Origin of the sequence: Streptococcus suis (genome assembly GCF_902702775.1) — a bacterium.
GTDB classification, from domain to species: Bacteria; Bacillota; Bacilli; order Lactobacillales; family Streptococcaceae; genus Streptococcus; species Streptococcus hashimotonensis.
Genome location: NZ_LR738724.1, coordinates 1642699 through 1665997, shown reverse-complemented (window position 1 = coordinate 1665997; position 23299 = coordinate 1642699). Strand labels below are relative to the sequence as shown.

Annotated in this window: 25 protein-coding genes and 1 riboswitch; of the genes, 19 read left to right on the top strand and 6 right to left on the bottom strand. The window is 41.6% G+C overall.

Going from position 1 to position 23299, the window contains the following annotated elements; translation table 11 throughout:
- Positions 1-311 precede the first annotated feature (311 nt).
- The 4 genes from GPW69_RS08110 (at position 312) to GPW69_RS08095 (ending at position 4569) form a co-directional block, all read left to right on the top strand.
- Positions 312-2087, top strand: a complete 1776-nt coding sequence (locus GPW69_RS08110; protein WP_074391737.1) for an oligopeptide ABC transporter substrate-binding protein — start codon at positions 312-314, stop codon at positions 2085-2087.
- 376 nt (positions 2088-2463) lie between these two features.
- Positions 2464-3009 (top strand): tRNA (cytidine(34)-2'-O)-methyltransferase, encoded by a 546-nt coding sequence (locus tag GPW69_RS08105; protein WP_024400983.1) that lies wholly within the window; start codon positions 2464-2466, stop codon positions 3007-3009.
- A gap of 49 nt (positions 3010-3058) precedes the next feature.
- A riboswitch (FMN riboswitch) is annotated at positions 3059-3274 on the top strand.
- A gap of 59 nt (positions 3275-3333) precedes the next feature.
- Positions 3334-3891, top strand: a complete 558-nt coding sequence (locus tag GPW69_RS08100; protein WP_029186164.1) for an ECF transporter S component — start codon at positions 3334-3336, stop codon at positions 3889-3891.
- A gap of 24 nt (positions 3892-3915) precedes the next feature.
- Positions 3916-4569, top strand: coding sequence for a phosphatase PAP2 family protein (locus GPW69_RS08095; RefSeq protein ID WP_074391738.1), 654 nt, complete (start codon positions 3916-3918; stop codon positions 4567-4569).
- 193 nt (positions 4570-4762) lie between these two features.
- Here the strand turns inward: GPW69_RS08095 and GPW69_RS08090 are convergent, their stop codons facing one another.
- The 4 genes from GPW69_RS08090 to GPW69_RS08075 all read right to left on the bottom strand — a co-directional run bounded on the left by GPW69_RS08090 (position 4763) and on the right by GPW69_RS08075 (position 7921).
- Positions 4763-6562 (bottom strand): acyltransferase family protein, encoded by a 1800-nt coding sequence (locus GPW69_RS08090; protein ID WP_074391739.1) that lies wholly within the window; start codon positions 6560-6562, stop codon positions 4763-4765.
- On the bottom strand, positions 6552-6974 hold the full coding sequence (locus GPW69_RS08085) for an MORN repeat-containing protein (protein WP_074391740.1): 423 nt from the start codon (positions 6972-6974) through the stop codon (positions 6552-6554). The genes GPW69_RS08090 and GPW69_RS08085 overlap by 11 nt, the downstream gene beginning before the upstream one ends.
- Before the next feature lie 131 nt (positions 6975-7105).
- Positions 7106-7540 carry a low molecular weight protein-tyrosine-phosphatase gene (locus tag GPW69_RS08080; protein ID WP_024400988.1) on the bottom strand — a complete coding sequence of 145 codons (435 nt, stop codon included), beginning with the start codon at positions 7538-7540 and terminating at the stop codon, positions 7106-7108.
- 168 nt (positions 7541-7708) lie between these two features.
- On the bottom strand, positions 7709-7921 hold the full coding sequence (locus tag GPW69_RS08075) for a CsbD family protein (RefSeq protein ID WP_074391741.1): 213 nt from the start codon (positions 7919-7921) through the stop codon (positions 7709-7711).
- Between the two features lie 203 nt (positions 7922-8124).
- Here GPW69_RS08075 and GPW69_RS08070 point away from each other — a divergent pair, with 203 nt between their 5' ends.
- The 15 genes from GPW69_RS08070 (at position 8125) to trpB (ending at position 20854) form a co-directional block, all read left to right on the top strand.
- A complete protein-coding gene (locus GPW69_RS08070) occupies positions 8125-8643 on the top strand; it encodes a Dps family protein (protein WP_024384587.1) in 519 nt (172 codons plus the stop codon).
- Positions 8644-8948: 305 nt separating this feature from the next.
- Entirely contained in the window at positions 8949-9827 is an 879-nt protein-coding gene (locus tag GPW69_RS08065) for an ABC transporter ATP-binding protein (RefSeq protein WP_074391742.1), read from the top strand.
- Positions 9824-10555, top strand: coding sequence for an ABC transporter permease (locus tag GPW69_RS08060; RefSeq protein ID WP_074391743.1), 732 nt, complete (start codon positions 9824-9826; stop codon positions 10553-10555). The genes GPW69_RS08065 and GPW69_RS08060 overlap by 4 nt, the downstream gene beginning before the upstream one ends.
- A gap of 8 nt (positions 10556-10563) precedes the next feature.
- Complete coding sequence (locus GPW69_RS08055) at positions 10564-11658, top strand: sensor histidine kinase (RefSeq protein WP_171841473.1); 1095 nt, start codon at positions 10564-10566, stop codon at positions 11656-11658.
- Complete coding sequence (locus GPW69_RS08050) at positions 11655-12254, top strand: response regulator transcription factor (protein WP_074391745.1); 600 nt, start codon at positions 11655-11657, stop codon at positions 12252-12254. Before GPW69_RS08055 ends, GPW69_RS08050 begins: the two co-directional genes overlap by 4 nt.
- Positions 12255-12577: 323 nt before the next feature.
- Positions 12578-12796, top strand: a complete 219-nt coding sequence (locus GPW69_RS08045) for a YqgQ family protein (protein ID WP_004194736.1) — start codon at positions 12578-12580, stop codon at positions 12794-12796.
- Positions 12796-13182, top strand: coding sequence for a rhodanese-like domain-containing protein (locus tag GPW69_RS08040; protein WP_004194735.1), 387 nt, complete (start codon positions 12796-12798; stop codon positions 13180-13182). The genes GPW69_RS08045 and GPW69_RS08040 overlap by 1 nt, the downstream gene beginning before the upstream one ends.
- A 56-nt stretch (positions 13183-13238) precedes the next feature.
- A complete protein-coding gene (locus GPW69_RS08035; RefSeq protein ID WP_074391746.1) occupies positions 13239-13961 on the top strand; it encodes a serine protease in 723 nt (240 codons plus the stop codon).
- Positions 13962-14268: 307 nt separating this feature from the next.
- Positions 14269-14808 (top strand): 16S rRNA (guanine(966)-N(2))-methyltransferase RsmD, encoded by a 540-nt coding sequence (gene rsmD, locus GPW69_RS08030; protein WP_014638485.1) that lies wholly within the window; start codon positions 14269-14271, stop codon positions 14806-14808.
- The gene (coaD, locus tag GPW69_RS08025; RefSeq protein WP_002939048.1) at positions 14798-15286 is read left to right on the top strand and encodes a pantetheine-phosphate adenylyltransferase; all 489 of its coding nucleotides are present in this window, start codon (positions 14798-14800) and stop codon (positions 15284-15286) included. The genes rsmD and coaD overlap by 11 nt, the downstream gene beginning before the upstream one ends.
- Positions 15273-16322 carry a SepM family pheromone-processing serine protease gene (locus GPW69_RS08020; RefSeq protein ID WP_014638484.1) on the top strand — a complete coding sequence of 350 codons (1050 nt, stop codon included), beginning with the start codon at positions 15273-15275 and terminating at the stop codon, positions 16320-16322. Before coaD ends, GPW69_RS08020 begins: the two co-directional genes overlap by 14 nt.
- Positions 16323-16509: 187 nt before the next feature.
- On the top strand, positions 16510-17151 hold the full coding sequence (locus tag GPW69_RS08015; protein WP_074391747.1) for a YutD family protein: 642 nt from the start codon (positions 16510-16512) through the stop codon (positions 17149-17151).
- A gap of 8 nt (positions 17152-17159) precedes the next feature.
- Positions 17160-18272 (top strand): dual-specificity RNA methyltransferase RlmN, encoded by a 1113-nt coding sequence (rlmN, locus tag GPW69_RS08010; RefSeq protein ID WP_074391748.1) that lies wholly within the window; start codon positions 17160-17162, stop codon positions 18270-18272.
- Complete coding sequence (locus GPW69_RS08005) at positions 18269-18796, top strand: VanZ family protein (RefSeq protein ID WP_024406669.1); 528 nt, start codon at positions 18269-18271, stop codon at positions 18794-18796. Before rlmN ends, GPW69_RS08005 begins: the two co-directional genes overlap by 4 nt.
- Positions 18797-19678: 882 nt before the next feature.
- Positions 19679-20854, top strand: coding sequence for a tryptophan synthase subunit beta (trpB, locus tag GPW69_RS08000; RefSeq protein WP_024406670.1), 1176 nt, complete (start codon positions 19679-19681; stop codon positions 20852-20854).
- Positions 20855-20894: 40 nt separating this feature from the next.
- Here the strand turns inward: trpB and nadE are convergent, their stop codons facing one another.
- Both nadE and GPW69_RS07990 read right to left on the bottom strand, forming a co-directional pair.
- Positions 20895-21719, bottom strand: a complete 825-nt coding sequence (gene nadE, locus GPW69_RS07995; RefSeq protein ID WP_044681117.1) for an ammonia-dependent NAD(+) synthetase — start codon at positions 21717-21719, stop codon at positions 20895-20897.
- A 12-nt stretch (positions 21720-21731) separates the two neighbouring features.
- Positions 21732-23192, bottom strand: a complete 1461-nt coding sequence (locus GPW69_RS07990; RefSeq protein WP_044684097.1) for a nicotinate phosphoribosyltransferase — start codon at positions 23190-23192, stop codon at positions 21732-21734.
- Between the last annotated feature and the right edge of the window lie 107 nt (positions 23193-23299).

The following is a 23299-nucleotide window of genomic DNA, read 5'->3' as shown; positions in this document are numbered from 1 at the left end:
GTAGCAATCGTGAAGTACAGTCTGCCATTTAACAAAGTAATCAAAGATAAACCAAATGACTCTCCTTTTTGTTACCGACAAGACTATACTATACTTATCCGAGTTCATTGAGTCTTGGGCTTAGTGGATTATCATTAAAAACTAAGAAGCAGTAGGTATGAGGGGAGTTTGCCTTGACCTTCATACCTGATCATTTTTAGTTAGAATGGAAGAAAGTGAGAGTACTCAAAGGCGAATATTGTTGGTCAGATAGTTGCATATTTATGCTAAATCGTGCTATACTATTCAAAATAAATAAATGGGGTAGAGATATGAAAAGAATGAAAAACATCGCTTTAACTGGTATCGGTCTGCTTTCTATTGCAGCGTTAACAGCTTGTCAAACTAAAGAAAAGACGAGCGATGTTGCTCTGACATTTAACTCAGAAGTGACAAACGAAGGACAAACTATCGAAGGCGGGAGTCTCAAATATGCCTTGGTAGCTTCGGCACCTTCGACCGGTATCTTAATTGATGAATTATCGCAAACGGCGGTAGACTCAACCTTTGCAGACATGGTTGATATTTCTATGTTTGGATATGATTCAGCTCGTAAGTTAGACGATTCAGGTCTTGCTAAGGCAGAGTTTGATGTAGACGCAAAGACAGTTACCGTTAGTTTGACAGGCAAGGACTATAAGTGGTCCGATGGGCAAGGCTTCACCATCGATGATTATATTTTCACAATCGAACAACTAGCTAGTCCAGACTATACAGGGGTTCGTGCAGACACTACCTATACAAATATCATTGGTTTTGAAGAATTTCAGGCTGGAACAGCAAGTGAAATTTCAGGCGTTAAGAAGGTTGATGACTATACGGTAGTTCTCTCAGTGAAAGACATGTCTCCATCCATGATGTATGCTGGTGGGGGAGTACCTTATTTAGTCATGCCGAAACACATTTTTAAAGACATTGCAGTCAAAGATTGGGAATCAAGTGAGTATTCTCGTACGGCAAAAGTTGTCGGTATGGGCCCTTATAAGGTCAAGGAAATTGTCAATGGCGAGTCGGTGACCTATGTACCAAATGAGTACTACTTTAAAGGGAAAGTTAAGCTAGATAGTTACAGGATTGATATTGTTTCACCAGATACGATTGTTGCAGAAATGAGAGCAGGCAATTATGATATTGCTGATATGCCAACAGACCAGTACGAATCTTATAAGGACTTATCAAATATTACTTTGCTAGGTAGTCTGGATGGTATTTACAATTATATTGGCTTCAATCTTGGTAAGTACGATGAGACCAGCGGTAAAAATGTGACCAATCCTAATGCTAAGATGAATAATGTTAAATTGCGTCAAGCAATGGGATATGCGTTGGACAATGCGGTGATTGGAGAGAAATTATATAACGGCTTGTATCACCCGACAAACTCACTAATTATCTCTTTCTTTGGAGATGTTCACGATTCAGAACTAGCTGGCTATAGTTATGATCCTGAAAAGGCTAAGAAACTTCTCGATGAGGCAGGATATAAAGATGTTGATGGAGACGGTATGCGTGAAGATGCTGATGGAAAACCACTTACCATCAGTGTTGCAGCACAGAAATCAACCGAAACGCAAGAAACCATGGTACAGCAATACCTTACATGGTGGAAAGAAATTGGTTTGAATGTGGAACTCTATACAGGAAGAACCATTGAGTACAATACTTTCTATGAATCAATTGCTGCCGATGATGAGGGGATTGACGTCTATCTTGCTGCTTGGATTGCTGGCCTAGATCCAGACCCGACATCATTGTGGGGACCTGAAGCGATGTACAACTATACTCGCTTCGTTTCAGATGAAAACACAGCACTTTTAAATAAAATTACCTCTGCTGAGTCATTTGACGAACAGAAAAATATTGAAAATTACAAAGCTTGGCAAGAATATGCATTCGAACAAGCCTTTGCAATTCCAACCTTTGAACGTGAAAGTATTACTGCCGTTAACAAACGCGTTAAATATTACGACGTTTATATCGGTTCGGACAGTAAATCAGGCCATGAAAATCTTGAGTTGACTGCGGAAAAAGGGATTGCAGCAGAATAAATGTAAGAAAGGGGAGTTTATTTGCTCTCCTTTTTCATTTTCTATGAAAATTTGAAAAAAATGGGGCAAAACTCTTGATTTTCAGCCTTCTTTAAGCTACAATAGTATCACGATTTCATTGATTTAACTCAAACCTGTTGTGAGTTAAGTGAATGAATCATCATTCACCATGCTGTTTGCTGAGCTTGACTCCGGGCAGTGTGGCTATTTTTTTGTCTTTCTTGCCATAGGAGACAATCGAGTCTTTTTACTCAATGAAAATCAAAAAAAGAAACTAGAAAACAAGCATGGTATACGGCAAAATGAAGCTGACATGGTTTGGATTTGATTTTCGAAGGGTATTCGTATTTAGTGAAATGTCACCAGAGAGGTCCTTATGAATATTGAAACATTAGAGTATATAGAAGAAACAGCCAAAAACCACATTGTCTTATTTGAACCACAGATTCCACAGAATACAGGCAATATTGCTCGAACTTGTGCTGCAACCAATAGTCCTCTCCATATCATTAAGCCTATGGGATTTCCAATTGATGACCGTAAGATGAAACGTGCAGGACTAGATTATTGGGATAAGTTAGATGTTCGCTTTTATGACAATTTAGCAGAATTTATGGATTATGCCAGCAAACAAGGACGTGTTCACTTAGTATCTAAATTTGCTGATAAAACCTATTCGGATGAAGACTATGATGATGGGAACATTCATTATTTCTTATTTGGCCGTGAAGATAAGGGCTTGCCAGAAGATTTTATGCGTGAACATCCAGAGAAAGCTATCCGTATTCCAATGAACGATGAACATGTGCGTAGTCTTAATGTCTCTAATACAGCGTGTATGATTGTATATGAGGCTCTTCGGCAGCAACAGTTTGCTGGTCTAGATTTGGTTCACACCTATGAGGGGGACAAGTTAAAATAGTGAAAACTTACCAAGCTCTTGCAAATGCAAGGCTTTTTTGGTATGATGAAATAGTCTTCAGGGCAGGGTGCAATTCCCGACCGGCAGTGTAAAACGTGGCTATCTTATTTTAAGACTAGGCAGCGAATCGAAGACTATACTGAATGTATGTCGAGATGAGCTAACGCAGTATTAGAACAAAATAGTCCGTTGGTAGTCTGCGAGCGAAAGCTGATGTGGTGCAATTCCACAACCGACAGTAAAGTCTGGATGGGAGAAGACGAAGTGGAGGCTTTTTGCCTACTCTTCCACGCTTCTTCAATTTTCAAAAATTGGAGGAACCTTATGACAAACACACGCAAAATGACGATTATCGCCATTCTCTCAGCAGTATCCTTTCTGCTCATGTACTTGAAATTTCCGCTGATTCCAACAGCCAGTTTCTTGGAAGTGGATTTTTCTCTCGTACCGATTTTATTTGGTCTGCTTATTCTAGATATGAAGTCTAGTTTTGCTATCCTTTTGGTACGAACTTTTCTCAAACTGATTTTAAATAATCAGGGACCATCGACAATTATTGGCTTACCGATGAATATTGCAGCTATGTCAGTTTTCATTTTAGCAGTAGCTTATTTCTGGAAAAATGACCAAGCGATAAAAAATTATTTAAAAGCAGCCGCTGTTGCAACAATTGGTTCGACAGCAGTGATGCTGGTATTAAATTACGTTTATGCGGTGCCTGTCTATGCAGCCTTTGCAAACTTTGATATTAAAGAAATCTTGGGTCTGACTAACTATCTTTTGATGATGGTGCTTCCTTTTAATCTTTTACAAGGGATTGTGCTTTCAGCAATATTTTATATCTGTTACAAAGCAGCCCAACCTATTTTAAAGAAAGTTTAACCTTTATAAGGTAAACTATATTGTATGAAGAATAAACAAATCCATTTACGAAACGCATCTTTTTTTGCTCTGGCCTTTGTGATATTGGGCTATGTAGTAAAATTTTATCCTACTACCCTAGCAGGTTTTGACTCGACTGTCCAGTCTGCCATTCGTGGAAATTTACCAAGTGGAGCCAGTCAATTTTGGACCTCTATTACTGTTTTAGGAAATACAGTTATTATTTTAGCTATTACCTTGGTTCTAGCTGCTATCTTTTACTACTATAAAAAATGGAAGATAGAAGCTTATTTCCTACTTGCTAGTTTTGCGGCGATGGGTGTGGCATCCACAGCCCTGAAATATGTCTACCAACGTCCGCGTCCAAGTATTGAATGGTTGATTGATACCATCGGTTACTCATTTCCTAGCTGGCATACTGCATCAACTATGATGATTGCAGGAGCAGTTGTTATTATTGTTCACCAGAGGATGAAGAAAGGCATAGCTAGATTGGTGCTACAAGCCGTGTTGATTCTACTTGCTATCCTGGTAGCTGTATCCCGTATCTATATTGGGGTTCACTATCCGACAGATATTATCGGCGGTTGGCTACTTGCCGTCACTCTTTTACAAATGATGTATCCATTTTACGATCAGAAACGCTTTGAATGGCGTTTCCAAAGTAAGCAAAAATAGTCAATTTGACACCAACTCCTACTGTAAAAGGTAGGAGTTTTAATTTGCGGTCCTTTGCAGAAGTGGCTTATTTCACAAGATTTATTGAGACTGAGCTTAGGCACAGCGCAATTTCTTAGAGTTCGCGCTGGACTTATCGGAAAATAGTGCAAAAATCCTCCGAGAAATTCTCAGAGGATGATGATGTATAAATCTAGTTTTTGATTGGGCCATCAGCAACGGCTTCGACAGCATTTTTTATCGTTTGGGCGAAGACTTCGCCTCCATTACTTTCAAGATTGAAATGAACAAGGTCGGTATTGTACCAAATTGGTGGATTATCCTTTGCAACTTGATACCAGTCTGCAATGGAAATGTAATCATATTTTTCAGCCAATTCTTTTTCGTATTGACCTGTTTGATAGGAAATGGATTCGCTCGGAGTGAAGTTTCCATCGTAAGGAGTGACAAAAATAAGGCGACGTCCTTTAGGAAAATCTTTGACTAGTTGGTCTAGTAGTTCCTGATAATTATCCGTAGTATTTGTACCTAGGGCTACAACTACAGTCTCTTTCAAACTATTATTTTGCTGATAAAGACTTATCAATTTAGCAATTTCAGAGAGATTTCGGCTGACAGTTCCATCAATCTGTGCATCTGGTAGCGCGGTCTGTATGGCAGAACTTGCGCGAACAGTAACAGAATCGCCAAAGATGATAACTCCTTTTTGAATTTCAAAACTAGTAGCTTTAGCGTTTTCAGCAGCAGATCGTGTTGTATTTAGTTGGGTCTGAGCTTGATAAAGATTGCTAACCATGCTCTCTTGTTCAAAACTTCCTAATTTTGGTGCAAACAGACAGATACCTAAGCTAATTGCAGTCAAGCAAGCAGAGCTGCTAAGAAGCCATTTTTTATAGGGTTTCAAGTCCATTGGTAATCCAAACAAACTTCCTACTTTACCAGCAATATATGGTTCTAGAATATAGAAGGAAATAGTTGATAGGATAGTAGAAAAAACAAAGGATAATCCCGCAGCGATAGAGGCATTTGTCAATTGTGTAAAGATAATGAGCAAGGGCCAATGGAAGAGGTAGATACCATAAGAAATACTTGCAAAGAAGAGGATAATTGCAGGTTCTTTGATATCTTCGGTTTTCTCGTGAAGTACCCGAGCAGCAAAAATCATAGTTACTGTAGCTAAACTGGATAGAAGAAAACCAATTAGATAGGTCCAGATGGAACTGAATTGAAGAGTAAAGAGAAGAAGAAGTTCTACTCCTAGTCCTCCAAGAAACAGACCTATAGCTTGTTTGATACTCAATGTATTCACTTGTTGCTGGAAGGCAGTTGTTGTATTTCCGATACCAGCGATGGTTGCGAGAATGCTTCCGAGGAAGAATGGGAAGGTATGGGTAAAGCTCGAGTAGTAAATGGTTGAGAAATTATCCACAAAGAAACTTGAGATAGACATTGCTAAAAAACTTAGCGAGAAGAGGCTTATAGATGTTAGAAAAATTGATCCACGTAGTTGCCCCACACTTTTTGAGATGCGAGTCAGATACCAAACTAAACCAGCCCAGACAAGGTAATACTGAACTTCTATGGCTAGGGTCCAAGTATGAACAAATAGATGAGGTGAAAATTGATTCTCGTAACTACCACCAGATAGAATTTCAAAGAAGTTTGTCATGAATCCGAGCGCAGCGGCTATCTGATTGCCGATATTGGCAATGAAATCATTGCGGACAAGCAGAGCAAGTGGAAGAACCAAAAGAATCGTTAAAACCAGAGGGGGGATAATCCGATAGAACCTTCTTCTGAAAAAGCTGACAATATCTATTTTTTTATGTTTTGCAAACTCATCAATCAAAAGGGCGGTTGTCAAATATCCAGACAGGGTAAAGAAGAGGTCAACCCCTACAAAGCCACCTGGGAAATATTTGATAAAGAAATGATAGAGTAGGACAAAGACTAATCCAATCACACGTATAACGGATAACCATTTAATTTTCATATTGATAAATCCCCTGTTTAAAAGTTCCTTCGTAGGTAGCTTGTCCTTCGGTGGTCAATTTTCCTTTTCCATCGGCATAGCCGTTTTTAAATTGCCCGGTATAAACCCACCCACTTGCAGATGTGTAGGTTCCTTGACCGTGGAAAATTCCATTTGTAAATTGTCCTTCGTAGACATCTCCATTATCAAATGTCAATTTTCCTTGACCATTCATTTTATTTGCAACCACATAACCGTTGTACTGCAGGGCGCCATTATTGAAAGTCATGGCTTGCTTGCTGGCAATTCGCCCTGTAAATACAGAGAGGGCACAGATGAGGATGATAATAAGGGAGAGGATTTCAAGTTTTGGACGGGTGAAATGACTTGTTATATTATGCCATTTTATACTAGGTAATTTGAACTCTTTCATCGTTTTACTCTTTCATAGGATTTGACCGATGCTAATCAGTTCTTTCTAGGATACAGTAAGAAATTATCAGTTCAGTCAGAAATAGTTTACCATTTTTTTACAAATATTACAAAAATATTACATAAAAAATCTTATTCTTGGTCAAATGACTGTAACCTGTCCAACCAGTCTTGGCAACCTTTCTTTACCATTTCGTAGGTTTCGTCAAAATCTCCAGTATACCAAGGGTCTGGTACGGATTTTTCTGCGAATTGAAAAATCTTATTTTGGGCATGTGCTGGTGCCATTTTCTGTAAATCTCGGACATTATTGCTGTCCATACCAATGATGACATCAAATGTTTCGAAATCTGTCTGGCTCATTTGCTGTGATGATTTATTTTGGTCATAGGGAATATTGTGCTTTTGGAAAATTTTCTGAGTTCCAGGGTAGATAGGATTACCATGTTCCCAGTTTGAAGTAGCACGGCTTTCAATATGAAATTGATTTGTCAAATCTTTCATGACAAATTCAGCCATAGGGCTACGACAAATATTTCCAAGACAGACAAAAACGATTTTTTTCATAGATTCTCCCTTCGTGGCATAAGAAAAGAGAAGGCAGACTCGACAGGTAAATGTCTGAGTTCCCCTCTCTGCATATTTTTGTTCGGGCTACAGGTAAAAGACCAAATTGAGTGTAATGTTCATTATCAAACAGTGCACGAGCAATCCTACCTATATTGAACTCTTTGTTTATTTCTCTTCTTTGTCGAAAGCATTTCTGATGCCGTTAATGGCACCTTCAAGCCCATCTTTTGCATCTTCGACTAGCTCTTTTGCTTTGCCAATTCCTTTCTCAACAAGTCCTTCAACTTCGATTTCCTTGTCGCCGGTCAGCTTACCAATTACCTCTTTTGCAGAGCCAGATAGCTGTTCTAGTTTTGCGTCAAATTTTTCTTCTGACATAAAATCCCTCCTTGATATACACATATGGGGCGATGATTTTCTAAAAAGAAAATCACATACTATTCTTACTTACTAGTCTAACGTATATAAGTTAATATAGCAAGGGATTTGTTTATCAATAGGTCAGAGGAGGATGAGGGATAATTCTTGCAATTTTTTCTTCTTTTATTTATAATAATTATAAATAAAAGAAAGGGTGATATATGATGAAACAAAAATATTATCAATCTCCAGCAGAAATTGCGTCTTTCAGCCCGCGTCCATCACTGGCTGATTCTAAGGCTGTTTTGAATCAAGCGGTGGCCGATTTATCAGTAGCCCATTCTATCCTCCATCAAGTTCATTGGTATATGCGTGGTCGTGGCTTTATGATTTGGCATCCAAAGATGGATGAATATATGGAAGAAATTGATGGCTATTTGGATGAGATGAGTGAGCGTTTAATCACCTTAGGTGGGGCACCATTTTCTACCCTTAAAGAGTTTAGTGAAAATAGTCAGCTCAAGGAAGTTCCTGGTGATTACACTGTAACGATTGAAGAGCAATTGGCGCGTGTGGTAGAGGTGTTCCGCTATCTGGCTGCTCTTTTCCAAAAGGGATTTGATGTCAGTGATGAAGAAGGTGACAGCGTAACCAACGACATTTTCAATGTGGCTAAGGCTAGTATTGAAAAACATATTTGGATGTTGCAGGCAGAACTTGGTCAAGCGCCTAAGTTGTAAATAGATGAAGGGTCCCCAGTAGGACTCTTTTTTGCTGTATTATTTAATACTCTTCGAAAATCAACATTATCCGTTGTCAAGAGCCTTGATGAGTGAAAAGCTCCGGTGGAGCTTTTCAGCCTGTTACCTTGAAACAAGATAGTAACAGAGTTCTATCTTCAACTTCGTTTCCTAGGCTGCTTTTGATTTTCATTGAGTATAATATGACATTTGTCATATCAGTCCATGACAAAGGCTTCTAGTGTGACTTCCTTTTTCGAGATATACTGTCTATGTAAGATGTTCAAGAAGTAGGAGGTAGCAAGATGATAGAAGTAGAAGCACTAGAAAAAATCATCAAAGGACGGACCATTTTGTCTGATATTTCCTTTGAGATACAGTCTGGGGAATGTGTGGCCTTGATTGGTCCCAACGGGGCTGGGAAGACAACGCTCATGTCCTGTTTGTTGGGCGATAGAAAGGCGACGAAAGGGAAGGTTTTGTTGGACGGTCTGGCTCCGCAGGCTCGGCCCAATAAAGAAACAGTAGCAGTTTTACCTCAAGAAAATGCTATTCCAACGGACTTGAAGGTCAAGGAATTGCTCCGCTTTTTTCAAGCTATCTACAAGGACAGTCTGACAGATGTGGAAATCGACAGCCTGCTCCGCTTTTCCCCAGAGCAAAAAAATCAGCTGGCAGGCAAGCTATCGGGTGGTCAGAAGCGGCTCTTGGCCGTTGTCATTTGCCTGATTGGCAAGCCCAAGTTGCTCTTTTTGGACGAGCCAACGGCGGGCATGGATACGTCGACCCGTCAGCGTTTTTGGGAGATTGTACATGACTTGAAGGAAAAGGGTGTGACCATTTTTTATACCAGCCACTACATCGAGGAAGTGGAGCATACGGCGGAGCGGATTTTGGTCTTGCACCAGGGTAGGCTCTTGCGGGATACGACGCCATTTGCCATGCGGAGTGAGGAGCAGGAAAAAGAAGTAGCACTGCCAATCCGCTTTGCGACGGTGGTGGAGGGCTTAGATGCGATTGACGACATCAGCTATAAGCAGGACACGGTCAGCTTCAAGACCCGAGCTATTGAGCAGGTTTGGGCGAATTTGCAGGAAGCAGGCTGTCGGATTTCAGACTTAGAGGTGCAGAACAAGACCCTGCTCAACAGTCTATTTGACAAGACAAGGGAGGGAGAATCATGAAAGCATTGGTGAAAGTAGAAGCTGTCAAATTATCTAGAAGTTTGGGAGTTTTTCTCCTGTCAATCGGGATGCCTCTTATCTTTTTCCTGATTTTTTCATCAACGGTTCAGTTTGATGATGCGACCACGCAAAAAGCCTTTATCCAGTCCTATATGCTGACCATGACAGGTTTTTCCATGTCGGGCTTTGCCCTCTTTACCTTTCCCATGATGTTGGCGGAAGATAGAAACAATAGTTGGTTAACCTTTATCCAGCATTCTCCCCTACCAATCTGGCAATATTATCTGTCCAAACTCGTGCGGGTCTTGCTCTGCTTTGTGTCTTCCATTGCCATTGTCTTTGCGGTGGGTGGCTTAGTCAAGGGAGTTGAGATGACAGCTCAAGAATGGGGAATTTCGGCTCTCTTGCTTTTAGTAACTTCTATCGTATTTCTAGCCATTGGCTTACTTTTGGTGCAAATCCAGTCGGAACAAACCATGTCGGTGGTGGCCAACTTGCTCTACTTTGTTCTGGCTATCATGGGTGGCTCTTGGATGCCTGTCTCCCTCTTTCCTGACTGGGTACAGCGAATTTGCAAACTTATGCCCAGCTACCATGTTAATCAGCTGGTGACCACCTATGCCCAAGAGGGAGTTTTTCTCTGGAAATCCTTGCTAATTGTCCTAGGATATGCCATAATTTTCTTAGGAATTGCTCTGGCTATTCATAGAAAATCTGAACAGCAGTGAGGTGACCCATGATTTTTGAGAAAAGAAAGATACCACTCATGTTCTTCGTGGGCATGGTCTTTCTCTATTTTCCACTTTATTACGCCCAGTATAGTCCAAATCCGACGGCGGTTATTCTAGCAACCATTCTCTTTGCCTTGGTCTATTGTTCTCTCTTTTACACGGACCACAAGCTCTATTCCATGCTGGGCTGGTTTTACCTGATTGGCTATATCGCCGTCATGAGTTTTTGGTGCAATCTGCAATTTTCACTCTTCATCTTCAACCTATCCAATATGCTGAGCTGGTATTATAAGGAAACTCGGCCGACCTATCGAACGGTGTCCTATGGGATTTTGTTGCTGGTCATTATCCTCTGGGCTCTCTTTGGACCAGTCCCCTTTGAGATGCGGGCCTTTGCACTCATCATTCACTTTTTCGGCCTGGCCTTGCTGATTTTCAGCTGGATTGAAACCAAGCGGGAAGCCCTCCAGCAACGGATTCAGGAGCAAAATGCTTCCATTAACCTCCTGCTTGCTGAGAACGAACGCAACCGCATCGGTCAGGACTTGCACGACACCCTGGGCCATGTCTTTGCTATGCTGTCCGTCAAGGCGGAGCTGGTCAAGACTCTTTTGGACCACGACCAGATTGACCAGGCCAAGAAGGAAGTGCAGGAGCTCCAGACCTTAGCCAAGGACTCCATGCAGGATGTCCGCCAGATTGTCCAGTCCCTCAAGCAGCACACCGTGGCAGAGGAACTCCAGATTTTGCAGCAGATGTTGGATTTGGCAGGAGTGGATTTGGTTGTTTTGGGTGGGGAAATAGCAGAGCAGCTCAGCTTGCCTGTCCAGAACAAACTGGCCATGGTGTTGAGAGAGTTGGGCAATAACCTGCTCAAACACAGCCAGGCTAGTAAGTGCCGTTTGATAGTTGAAGAAGACCAGCAAGAATTAGTCTTGTACTACGAAGACAATGGTGTGGGCTTTGCCCAGTTGACAGGTCAAGAATTGCATACCATAAAGGATAGACTGGTGACGGTGCAGGGGAGTTTGGAATTTCTTTCTCTGGCACAGCCTACCCGCCTGTCCATACGAATTCCGCTTGAGGAGGTGGTAGAATGAGAATCTTAGTCGCAGAAGACCAGGCTATGCTGCGGGACGCCCTCTGTCAGCTCTTGGCCTTTCAAGATGCGGTTGAGGCTGTTTTACAGGCAGAAAATGGCAGTCAGGCCATTGTTCTTTTGGAAAAAGAGCCAGTAGATGTGCTACTCTTAGATATTGAAATGCCTGAGAAGACGGGGCTGGATGTCCTGGAATGGGTGCGTGAGAAATCCCTGCCCGTCAAGGTTGTCATCATGACTACCTTCAAGCGACCAGGCTATTTTGAGCGAGCGGTCAAGGCTGATGTAGATGCCTATGTGCTCAAAGAGCGCTCCATTTCGGACCTTATGCGGACCATTGAAACGGTCTTGGCGGGGCGGAAGGAGTACTCGCCAGAGCTAATGGATATTCTCCTGACCCAACGCAGTCCCTTGACGGAACAAGAATGTCACCTACTTAAATTGGTGGCGAATGGATTGTCCAATAAGGAAATTGCCAGCCAGCTCTATCTGTCTGACGGGACGGTCCGCAACTACATGACCTCTATCTTGGCCAAGCTGGGAGCTGAAAACCGCACGGCTGCTGTTAAGGTGGCACAGGAAAAGGGTTGGTTATGATATAGACACTCAGTTTATCTTTTATTACTTCGGCGAATGGGGAAACTTCGTTTCCTTATTTCCAACTTCAAATAATTTTATCATTATTTGAACTCACTTTGCCTAACTTCAGTTATGCCTGCAGCTTTTGACGTGAACATCGTTCACTTTATCCCCAGTCTCCAACTATCTCCCAGATAGTTGGAGCGAGTATAAAAGCAAACTGAATGCCTATATTAGAATTGGATTATATTGGTGATTTATCCAATCCTTTTTAAGCATTTCATAAATTCCAACTGATTTTTTATATTGAAAAACACCTAAAATTCTGCTACAATTTTTTTATGAAAAGACTTTATGATGTGCAACAATTACTCAAACGGTTTGGTATAATTGTCTATATGGGCAACCGTCTCTACGATATTGAAATGATGCAGATAGAATTAAATAGAATCTATCAGGCAGGTGTCTTAGATCGGTTGGAATATATGGAAGCAGAGCTTGTTTTGAGGCGTGAACATCGTTTGGAATTAGAGTATCAGAAATCAAGGGAGAATGAGTGATGGAAACATTTTGGGTATTTTTAGTATTTTTGGCAGTATTGGGAGCCTGGATGGGTTTTAATTACTGGAGATTGCGCCGTGCGGCGACGGTGATTGATAATGCAGAATTTGCAGAAAAGATACACGGAGGTCAGTTGATTGACCTGCGAGATCCGAGTGAGTTTAATCGTAAGCATATCTTAGGTGCGAGAAATATTCCTTACCAGCAATTACGCCAGTCTACAGCTGCTTTGCGTAAGGACAGACCTGTCTTGATCTATGAGAATGATCGTGGTCAGTTGGTAACGCCTGCAGCCCTTCATCTGAAGAAACAGGGCTTTAACGAAATCTATATTTTAAGCTATGGTCTAAATGGATGGAATGGTAAGGTAAAAACGACTAAGTAACATTGTCAGTAGGCTAGAGTATTTTCTTATGCAATAAGACGGATAAGGGCAAAAATATGGAAAAGAAATTTGAAAAGTTGTCATTGGCAGAAATTGGCATTATTTCTTTTATGGGACTTATTTTATTGATTAGCTTAGGCGCTAGTTGGTATAAAAATGCTCAAAGTGAAACAAGTGATACAAAGACAGTACAGCAAGCGCCCAATCAGAAAAAAACGGTTGATACAGTATTTCAGGATGCTGAGAATGCTGTCATTGTATTAGAAGGAACACATACTGAAGAGAAACTTGCAGAGGCACAATCTGCAGTAAACAAGGTTACGGATGCGACTAAAAAAGCAGCATTACAGAAACGGATTGACCAAGTAAAAGAGCAAGTAGGACAGCAGACAGATGCTCAAACACAGGCTAAGCTAAAAGCGGAGTTGGTCAGGGCGGAAGCAGCCCAAAAAGTAGCTGATGAGAAAAAAATATCTGAAACAGGGACCAGTCAGTCAACGGACCTTGCTGAAGCTAGTGAGACCTCACAAGAATCTTATGTAGTACCTAATCAAAATATATATGGAAACCAAAGTGTGAGTTCAACAAGCCAGTATACAAGCAGCGTGGCGTCAACTAGTACAAGTACTTCAGTCCCTCCGACTAGTGAAGGAGCACCTGTGGTAGAAACTTCAACAGTTTCTGAAACACCGGCGGAAACGACAGATTCAACAACTAGCCTGGTTGAGTCAGTGGAAACAGTTCCAACAGCTGACGAGAGTTCACCAGATAATCCGTAGGCTTTTTAGCTACTGGTTCTTTATGGCGTATTAGCATACTGGAAAAAATAGCTATTTGTATTTTAACACTAATTTTTTCTTGTAACGATCTAGTTTAAATACATACGATAAGAGTGAGGAATTTCGCGTAAAACAGAATTTCCTTGCTTTTTATTTTTATCATTTTGTTGCATAGCGCGAGAATGATTTCCTGCTATAGCGGTTGAGAGTGTATTTGGCGGAAGGTTGAAAAAGTTGGTGCAAAAAGGAAAGCAGGAAGTGCACTTGGTTTCAGCAACGAGCTTCATTTTTTGCTATAATATACCTTATGAGAATTGTATCGGGAAGCTATGGTGGAAGACCACTGAAAACGTTAGATGGAAAAACAACCAGACCGACATCGGATAAGGTCCGTGGAGCCATGTTTAATATGATTGGTCCCTATTTTGAGGGTGGTAGAGTTCTTGACTTGTACGCCGGCAGTGGTGGTTTATCTATCGAGGCTATATCTCGTGGCATGGAGTCAGCAGTTCTGGTTGAGCGAGATCGACGAGCACAAGCCATTATCCGTGAAAATATTGCAATGACTAAGGAAGCAGATAAATTTCAGCTTCTAGCAATGGAAGCTAGACAGGCTTTGAACAGTGTGGAAGGTCCTTTCGACCTGGTATTCTTGGACCCTCCTTATGCAGAGCAGGAAATTGAAGATGTGATAACAGAACTTTGTCGCCGTGACTTACTAGCAGATGATGTTATGGTAGTCTGCGAAACGGATAAGGCGGTCTCTCTTCCGGAAGAAATAGCAGAGCTGGGGATATGGAAAGAGAAACTCTACGGAATTAGTAAGGTAACAGTATATGTCAGATAAGATTGGATTGTTTACGGGCTCATTTGACCCCATTACCAATGGACACTTGGACTTAATTGAACGAGCGAGTGGACTATTTGATAAATTATATGTGGGAGTTTTTACCAATCCTAAAAAGGCAGGACTCTTGACGGGCTTGGAGAGAAAAGCCATTTTGGAGAAGCTTTTTGTAGGAATGGAGAATATCGAGGTCGTTCTGTCTGAAAATGAATTGGTAGTCGATGTAGCTAAGCGCTATGGAGTAACACATTTGGTCCGAGGATTGCGTAATGCGACCGATTTGGAATACGAGTCAAGTTTTGATTTTTACAATCGTCAGTTGGCGCCAGATTTGGAAACTATTTATTTAATCGCCAAGCCAGAGCTTAAGTTCGTATCATCCAGCCAGGTTCGAGAATTGCTGTATTTCAAACAGGACATAGGCCCTTATGTTCCAGAAATTGTTAGTGAGGAGATTAGAAAGAATGAAGAAAAATAGGAAGTTAACCCTAATTGCGTCTATTGTTTTAGGAACTCTTTTGATTTGGTTTGCCGTTTTTGTTCGTCTGCCTTATTATCTGGAAAGTCCAGGTGGAGCTGCCGATATTCGTCAGGTACTAACGGTGAACAATCAAATAGACCAAGAGGATGGCTCTTACAACTTCACCTATGTATCAGTCCAACAAGCTACAGCTTTACAACTATTCGCTGCTCAGTTTGATCCCTATACGACAGTTCGCTCCTCTGAAGAGATGACAGGAGGAGCCGACAATGAAGAGTATTTCCGTATAGCACAGTTTTACATGGAGACATCGCAAAATATGGCAAAGTATCAAGGTTTGACCTTGGCAGGAAAAGAAGTCAATCTTGATTTCTTTGGTGTCTATGTACTTGCCTTGGCGGATGATTCGACCTTTAAAAAAGTTCTTAATATTGCCGATACTGTTGTGAGTATCAATGGAAAAACATTTGAGTCTTCTCCTGATTTGATTAAATATGTGAGTGGCTTGGAACTAGGAAGTGATGTAACAGTTGGTTATATTAGCGCTGGCCAGGAGAAATCTGCGGACGGTAAGATTATCAAATTGTCTAATGGCAAAAACGGAATCGGCATCACTCTCGTAGATCATACAGAGGTTCAAAGTTCGATTCCGATTGATTTTCAAACGGGAGATATTGGTGGTCCAAGTGCTGGTCTGATGTTTACACTTGCCATCTATACTCAACTCGCAGAGCCTGACTTACGTGATGGTCGAATTATTGCTGGTACGGGGACTATCGAGCAGGATGGAAAAGTAGGTGACATTGGTGGGGCTGATAAGAAGGTTATTTCGGCAGCTAAGTCAGGTGCAAGTATCTTTTTCGTACCAAACAATCCAGTTGATGTGGAAGTTTTGAAGGAAGATCCAAAGGCTAAAACTAACTATGAAGAAGCTAAGGAAGCTGCGGAGAAAGCAGGATTGGATATTGAGGTAGTTCCTGTGAAAACGGTTCAAGAGGCTATTGATTATTTGAAGAAAACAAAGGGCGAGTAAATCGTCCTTTTTTGTTAGAGAATAATATTATAATTGTCAGAAATTTCTCCTAAATGGTAAAGTAGAAGAATTTCCAGATAAATCGTGTTATAATGATAAGGTTAAGTGTGAGAATTTAGATTCTGACCAGATAGATTATTAATCAAATAATTTTTACGTATGAAGATTTTATAAGATAGGAGGACAAATGAAAAAAGAAATTTCACCTGAAATGTATAACTATAATAAATACCCTGGTCCGAGTTTTGCTCGTGTCGGAGATAAGGTTGTATCTGAAAATATTGAATTGGACCTTTTGGAAGATTACAAGAATGCTTTTGACCAGACGATTTTTGGTCAACGTTTTTCACAACTCATGCTCAAGTTTGATTATATCGTGGGAGATTGGGGCAATGAGCAGCTGAGATTAAGGGGATTCTATACAGACGATAAAAATGTTAAATCAGACTTAAAAATCAGCCGCTTGGACGACTATTTGACGGAGTATTGTAATTTTGGTTGTGCTTATTTCGTCCTAGCCAATCCGAATCCACAAGACTTGCCTGCTGAGGAGGAGGATAAACCTCGTCGGAAGCGGAGTCGTTCTCGCAATCGTAACAGAAATCAACAGCGGACGGAGCCTATTGCGCCAAAAGAAAACAAAAATAATCGCAATGACCGTCAGAAAAAAGGGAAGCAGCAGAACAAACAGTCGGAACAACGTCATTTTACTATGAAGAATGCTGGTGTTAAGGCGAGTCAAACGGAGCGTTCTCAAAAACGTGAGCGTAAGCAGAGCAAGCGTGAGATGAATGAAGTGAAGCGTAACTTTGTTATCCGCCAGAAATAGGGAGAAATATGAAACCATCAATTTATGCATTTAGTCAAGCCAATCTGGTTGATTGGATTTTAGAAAACGGAGAGAAGAAGTTCCGTGCCACTCAAATTTGGGAATGGCTTTACCGTTCTCGTGTTCAATCCTTTGCGGAAATGACCAACTTGCCAAAATCTTTGATTGAAAAGTTGGAAGAGAATTTTGTAGTTAACCCGCTCAAACAACGGATTGTACAGGAGTCTAAGGACGGTACTATCAAATACCTCTTTGAACTGCCAGATGGCATGTTGATTGAGACAGTTCTCATGCACCAGCATTATGGTCTTTCTGTCTGTGTAACGACACAAGTTGGCTGTAATATCGGTTGTACCTTCTGTGCATCTGGATTGATTCCGAAGCAACGGGACTTGACCAGCGGTGAGATTGTAGCTCAGATTATGTTGGTGCAAAAATACCTAGATGAGCGCAACCAGAATGAGCGTGTTAGCCATATCGTTGTCATGGGGATTGGTGAGCCGCTTGATAACTATGACAATGTTATGACCTTCTTGCGTGTGGTCAATGACGATAAGGGCTTGGCAATTGGTGCTCGTCATATCACAGTGTCAACATCTGGTTTGGCACCGAAAATCCGTGATTTTGCCCGCGAGGGAGTTCAGGTTAACTTGGCAGTATCTCTTCACGCGCCAAATAACGACCTTCGTTCCAGCATCATGCGCATCAACCGTCGCTATCCAATCGAAGTCTTGTTTGAAGCGATTGAGGACTATATCAAGGTGACCAACCGCCGTGTGACTTTTGAGTATATCATGCTCAATGAGGTCAATGATGGAGTGGAACAGGCGCAGGAATTGGCTGATTTGACCAAGAACATCCGAAAATTGTCTTATATCAACTTGATTCCCTACAACCCTGTAAGTGAGCATGACCAGTACAGCCGTTCAACTAGAGAACGGACCTTGGCTTTCTTTGATGTCTTGAAGAAAAACGGGGTCAACTGCGTTGTTCGCCAGGAACATGGTACAGATATCGATGCGGCTTGTGGTCAATTGCGTTCCAATACCCTCAAAAAGGACCGTGAAAAAGCACGTGCTCGTATTGCAGCCGCAAAAGCAAAGGCAGGTATTCGAGCATGAGAAAATTCTTCCAAGCAGATGGAAACTTGACCAAGCTAGGAAGACAGATTTGTAAGACCTTAGCTGGAGCCTATGCTCTGGCTATTGTTTTACTTTGTTTTCTACCTCAGACTTGGTACCCACAGTATAAGGATTTCTCGACCCCAGGAATTATTCAAATCGGCCGTCTCTATCTTTTACCAACGCCTTTCAACAGCATCGTCAACGGGGACAAGGTAGATAGTTTGGCGGACCTAGGATGGATTTTCTTGCAAAACATCACTAATATTTTTCTACTTTTCCCTCTGGTTTTTCTTCTTTTGTTTCTTAGGGAAGAATGGCGGAGCCTTCGAGCGGTGATTCGTTATAGTTTTTGTATCAGCCTTTTTATTGAATGCACACAATTACTACTGGATTTGCTGATTGATGCCCAACGCGTCTTTGAAATCGATGATTTATGGACCAATACAATGGGGGGAATACTAGCCTATTTTACCTATTCATTGATAAAGAGAGGGATAATCCTTTCCAAAAAGGAGTCTTAGAACCTATCGTCACAGGTTCAGAATGTCCATCTAAGGCTATTGTTTAAGCTACACATCGTTAATTTTTTGAAATACAGTCAGTATTCCCTTAAAAATGACCTTGACTAGTTAAAACTATCTTTGATATAAGCGCTTCGCTTGTGAGTACAGTTTTTTTAGAAAGTCACTTAAGCAGAGTGGCTTTTTGTTAGTTTTTAATGGATTCAGACAATGGAAACTGAATGGAAACTGAATTTTCGAATTGTTTAGAAAATTTCTAAAAATTACTTGACCATTTCGATTTTGTAACGTATAATTACAAGTAATCAGAAAAAGTAATAAACACTTTGTCTTTAGAGAGTCTATGGTTGGTGTGAATAGATGATAGAGGTTTATGAAATGGGCTGATGCCAAACAAGCATTCGTATCCATTTTATGGATTGTCTGGTTTAGTAAAGCGAGTTTGGTTCGATGAATTCGAAACAATGAGAATTCGGTCCGCACCCCTTATCGTGCGCCTCCTTGTTAGAGGAGAAAAAGTTATGGACTTTTCTAGTCGAGTCCATAAGTGAGGTGGCACCGTGTCCATTGACGCCCTCGCAGGTTATTTTTCCTGCGTGGGCTTTTTTATTGTCTGTGTAGATTGCTTTTATATTTTGTCGCGATTGGCTTGCCTACTTCAAACAGTCCACTGGACTGTTTGAAGTCAATGCTTGAAAACGAGGAAGCATTGAGTTGTGTTTGCGTCTCCGTTCCTTGTCTAAAAGCAATCTACTTTGACAATGATAGAAATTACGAGGTAATCAAGATGAAACGATGGCGTAGCAATTAAGGATAAGTAAAGAAGGATTAAACTCTTGACCTTATTGGTCTCTTGTAGCGAATGTTGAAAGAGGGAATTATATGACAGAAAAAGGTTATTTTGGACAGTTTGGTGGTAGTTTTGTACCGGAGCAAATTCAGGTTTTGTTGGATCAGTTGGAGGAAACGTTTGAACAGTACCGCAATGATCCAGAATTTTTGGCGGAATACCAAGCTTATCTGAAAGATTATGCTGGTCGTGAAACGCCATTGTATTTTGCGGAATCATTGACCAAGGAGCTTGGTGGAGCGAAAATCTATCTCAAACGGGAAGATTTGAATCACTTAGGTTCTCATAAGTTAAACAATGTGCTGGGGCAAATTCTATTGGCAAAAAGAATGGGGAAAACTCGAGTGATTGCAGAAACTGGTGCTGGTCAACATGGGGTTGCGACGGCTGCTGTTGCGGCACGATTTGGTTTGGGCTGTGATGTCTATATGGGAGCTGAAGATGTCAAACGCCAACGACTCAATGTTTTTCGAATGGAGATGATGGGGGCGCGTGTTCATGCTGTAACGGATGGAACGCAAACCTTGAAAGAGGCAGTTGATGCGGCATTCGGTGCTTGGATGGCTGATTTGGATGCCTTCTATGTTTTGGGATCAGCAGTCGGTCCTCATCCTTATCCGACGATTGTCCATGAGTTTCAAAAGATTATTAGTCTAGAATCTCGCCGTCAGATTTTAGAAAAAGAAGGTCGTTTGCCAGACTACGTTATTGCCTGTGTGGGTGGCGGTTCCAATGCCATTGGTGCATTTTCTCAATATTTACCAGATGAGTCAGTCAAGCTTATCGGTGTAGAAGCAGCTGGTAAAGGTGTTGATACCGAACTGCATGCAGCGACCATGACTAAGGGAACAGTTGGTGTGGTTGACGGTATGAAGACAATCTCCCTCTTTGATGAAAATGGTGGAGTTGCACCTGTTTATTCCATTTCAGCAGGCTTGGACTATCCAGGCGTTGGGCCAGAACATGCTCACTATAAGGAAACTGGTCGTGTTCATTATGTCGCAGCAACAGATGATGAGGCTGTTAATGCACTTCTGACCTTAAGTCGTACAGAAGGAATTCTTCCTGCCATTGAATCGTCTCATGCGATTGCAGAAGCTATTCGATTAGCACCACAACTAGATAAAGATAAAATCATTATTATCAATGTTTCCGGTCGAGGAGACAAGGATGTCGCAGCGATTGCGGATTATTTGGAGAGTAGATAAAAGATAACCCCTGACGGTTGCCTATCGTCAGGGGATAATTTTATTTCCAAAAGTCATCAAAAATCGTGATTGGCAGATGGCGTTTGTGGGCTGTTTTGTTCCACCATCCTTCGATAATGGTTTGGGCTTGAGGGTCGATGGTTTTGCCTTCGAGATAGTCGTCGATTTGGTTATAGGTAACACCGAGTGCGACTTCGTCAGCAAGACCTGGCTTGTCTTCTTCCAAGTCCGCAGTAGGAACTTTGAGGTAGAGTTTTTCATCTGCCCCCAGTTCAGCTAGAAGCTGCTTTCCTTGGCGTTTATTGAGGCGGAAGAGGGGGAGAATGTCTGCACCGCCGTCGCCGTGCTTGGTAAAGAAACCAGTGATATTTTCAGCGGCATGGTCGGTTCCAATAACAGCCCCCTTGCGTTCCCCAGCGATAGCGTATTGGGCAATCATGCGCATGCGGGCTTTAGCATTTCCCTTATTAAAATCAGACATAGTAAGCCCATTTGCATTGACTGCAGCCACCATGGCATCTGTTGATTCCTTGATGTTGATGGTTAAGCTGACATCTGGTTGAATAAAGGCTAGGGCTGCTTGGGCGTCAGACTCGTCAGCTTGCACACCGTAAGGGAGGCGGATAGCGATAAATTGATAAGAATCGTCACCTGTTTCCGTCCGCATTTCTTCCATAGTCAGCTGAGCCAAACGACCAGCCAAGGTCGAATCTTGTCCACCAGAAATCCCCAAGACATAGGTTTTCAAAAATGGGTGTTTTTTTAGGTAGTCTTTGAGAAAGTCGATGGAGCGACGGATTTCTTCTTTGGGGTCAATGCTTGGCTTGACCCCTAATTCTTTGATGATTGTTTCCTGTAGGGTCATAACATACCTTTCTTAGATGGATTTGGTCTGAGTTTGTTTGCGAATACGATTGATGAGGTTCATCTTATTATCCCAAACATCTTGTGCCAAGTCGACTGGATAGAGCTGTGGGTTGAGCACACGTTTGTATTCATCCCAGAGCTTATCAAATTCTTGATTGGCATAGGTTTGAATTTCCGCTAGGCTTGGAAGTTCGTAGACCTGTTTTCCTTTTTCGAAAATAGGAACTAGGAGTGGACGTGCATCAAAGTTCTCGATGGTTTTATTGATGTAGGTGTAAGTTGGATGGAACATATAGATACTATCCATCTGTGTGACGTCAGTGTCCGCAAAGGTGATGTAGTCCCCTTCTGATTTTCCTTTTTCTTTGGAGGTGATGCGCCAAACCTGTTTCTTGCCAGGAGTGGAGACTTTTTCCGCATTAGAAGACAGCTTGATTGTGTCACGCATATTTCCATCTTCATCTTCGATGGATACAATCTTGTAGACAGCGCCCAAGGCAGGTTGGTCGTAGGCGGTGATGAGTTTGGTACCAACTCCCCAGACATCAATTTTTGCCTTTTGCATTTTGAGGTTGAGGATGGTATTTTCATCCAGGTCATTAGATGCGTAAATCTTCGCATCTGTAAAACCTGCATCATCTAATTGCTGACGAACTTTCTTGGAAATATAGGCCATATCGCCTGAATCAATCCGAACCCCTTTGAAGTTAATCTTATCTCCCATTTCTTTGGCAACCTTGATGGCTGCTGGAACACCAATACGAAGCGTATCATAGGTATCAACGAGGAAGACACAGTCATGATGGGTTTCAGCGTAGGCTTTGAAAGCCTTGTAATCATCTCCGTATGTTTGAACCAAGGCGTGGGCATGGGTACCAGCGACAGGGATACCGAAGATTTTGCCAGCTCGAACATTGGAAGTTGCAGATGCTCCACCAATAAAGGCTGCCCGTGTACCCCAGATAGCAGCATCCATTTCTTGGGCACGGCGAGTGCCAAATTCCATCAAGGGCTCATCTTCAATGACAGCCTTGATACGGCGAGCTTTTGTGGCAATTAGGGTTTGGTAATTGACGATGTTTAAGAGGGCAGTTTCGATTAGTTGGCATTGTGCCAATGGTCCTTCGATTTGAAGAATGGGTTCGTTAGCGTAGACCAGGTCGCCCTCCTTAGCCGAACGGACAGTGAGCGTCATTTCCAATTGGGACAAGTAATCAAGGAAAGTCTGCGGATAACCCAGTTCTGTCAGATAGTCAATGTCTGTCTGGCTAAAGCTGAGATTGTTGAGGTAGTTTACAACGCGTTCCAAACCGGCAAATACAGCGTAGCCATTTTTAAAAGGCTGTGAACGGAAATAGACTTCGAATACAGCGTGTTTATTGTGGATGTTTTGATCAAAATAGACCTGCATCATGTTGATTTGATAAAGGTCGGTATGTAGGGTTAGACTGTCATCCTTAAATAGTGTCATAACGTTTCTCCTTTTGCCTTCCGATCAAGAAGGCACTCCAATTATTTTGATGGAGTTGAACTCTAATATGCCTTCTATTATAACAAAAAAATCGAGAAAAACTCGAT

Coding starts and splice junctions, on each gene's coding strand:
- GPW69_RS08105 (WP_024400983.1), top strand. CDS start 2,464: ATGAATATTGAAACATTAGAGTATATAGAAGAAACAGCCAAAAACCAC.
- GPW69_RS08110 (WP_074391737.1), top strand. CDS start 312: ATGAAAAGAATGAAAAACATCGCTTTAACTGGTATCGGTCTGCTTTCT.
- GPW69_RS08015 (WP_074391747.1), top strand. CDS start 16,510: ATGAAAAAAGAAATTTCACCTGAAATGTATAACTATAATAAATACCCT.
- GPW69_RS08050 (WP_074391745.1), top strand. CDS start 11,655: ATGAGAATCTTAGTCGCAGAAGACCAGGCTATGCTGCGGGACGCCCTC.
- GPW69_RS08020 (WP_014638484.1), top strand. CDS start 15,273: ATGAAGAAAAATAGGAAGTTAACCCTAATTGCGTCTATTGTTTTAGGA.
- GPW69_RS08005 (WP_024406669.1), top strand. CDS start 18,269: ATGAGAAAATTCTTCCAAGCAGATGGAAACTTGACCAAGCTAGGAAGA.
- GPW69_RS08055 (WP_171841473.1), top strand. CDS start 10,564: ATGATTTTTGAGAAAAGAAAGATACCACTCATGTTCTTCGTGGGCATG.
- trpB (WP_024406670.1), top strand. CDS start 19,679: ATGACAGAAAAAGGTTATTTTGGACAGTTTGGTGGTAGTTTTGTACCG.
- nadE (WP_044681117.1), bottom strand. CDS start 21,719: ATGACCCTACAGGAAACAATCATCAAAGAATTAGGGGTCAAGCCAAGC.
- GPW69_RS08045 (WP_004194736.1), top strand. CDS start 12,578: ATGAAAAGACTTTATGATGTGCAACAATTACTCAAACGGTTTGGTATA.
- GPW69_RS08090 (WP_074391739.1), bottom strand. CDS start 6,562: ATGAAAATTAAATGGTTATCCGTTATACGTGTGATTGGATTAGTCTTT.
- GPW69_RS08075 (WP_074391741.1), bottom strand. CDS start 7,921: ATGTCAGAAGAAAAATTTGACGCAAAACTAGAACAGCTATCTGGCTCT.
- GPW69_RS08040 (WP_004194735.1), top strand. CDS start 12,796: ATGGAAACATTTTGGGTATTTTTAGTATTTTTGGCAGTATTGGGAGCC.
- rlmN (WP_074391748.1), top strand. CDS start 17,160: ATGAAACCATCAATTTATGCATTTAGTCAAGCCAATCTGGTTGATTGG.
- GPW69_RS08060 (WP_074391743.1), top strand. CDS start 9,824: ATGAAAGCATTGGTGAAAGTAGAAGCTGTCAAATTATCTAGAAGTTTG.
- GPW69_RS08095 (WP_074391738.1), top strand. CDS start 3,916: ATGAAGAATAAACAAATCCATTTACGAAACGCATCTTTTTTTGCTCTG.
- GPW69_RS08035 (WP_074391746.1), top strand. CDS start 13,239: ATGGAAAAGAAATTTGAAAAGTTGTCATTGGCAGAAATTGGCATTATT.
- GPW69_RS08065 (WP_074391742.1), top strand. CDS start 8,949: ATGATAGAAGTAGAAGCACTAGAAAAAATCATCAAAGGACGGACCATT.
- GPW69_RS08100 (WP_029186164.1), top strand. CDS start 3,334: ATGACAAACACACGCAAAATGACGATTATCGCCATTCTCTCAGCAGTA.
- GPW69_RS08080 (WP_024400988.1), bottom strand. CDS start 7,540: ATGAAAAAAATCGTTTTTGTCTGTCTTGGAAATATTTGTCGTAGCCCT.
- GPW69_RS08070 (WP_024384587.1), top strand. CDS start 8,125: ATGATGAAACAAAAATATTATCAATCTCCAGCAGAAATTGCGTCTTTC.
- GPW69_RS07990 (WP_044684097.1), bottom strand. CDS start 23,192: ATGACACTATTTAAGGATGACAGTCTAACCCTACATACCGACCTTTAT.
- coaD (WP_002939048.1), top strand. CDS start 14,798: ATGTCAGATAAGATTGGATTGTTTACGGGCTCATTTGACCCCATTACC.
- rsmD (WP_014638485.1), top strand. CDS start 14,269: ATGAGAATTGTATCGGGAAGCTATGGTGGAAGACCACTGAAAACGTTA.
- GPW69_RS08085 (WP_074391740.1), bottom strand. CDS start 6,974: ATGAAAGAGTTCAAATTACCTAGTATAAAATGGCATAATATAACAAGT.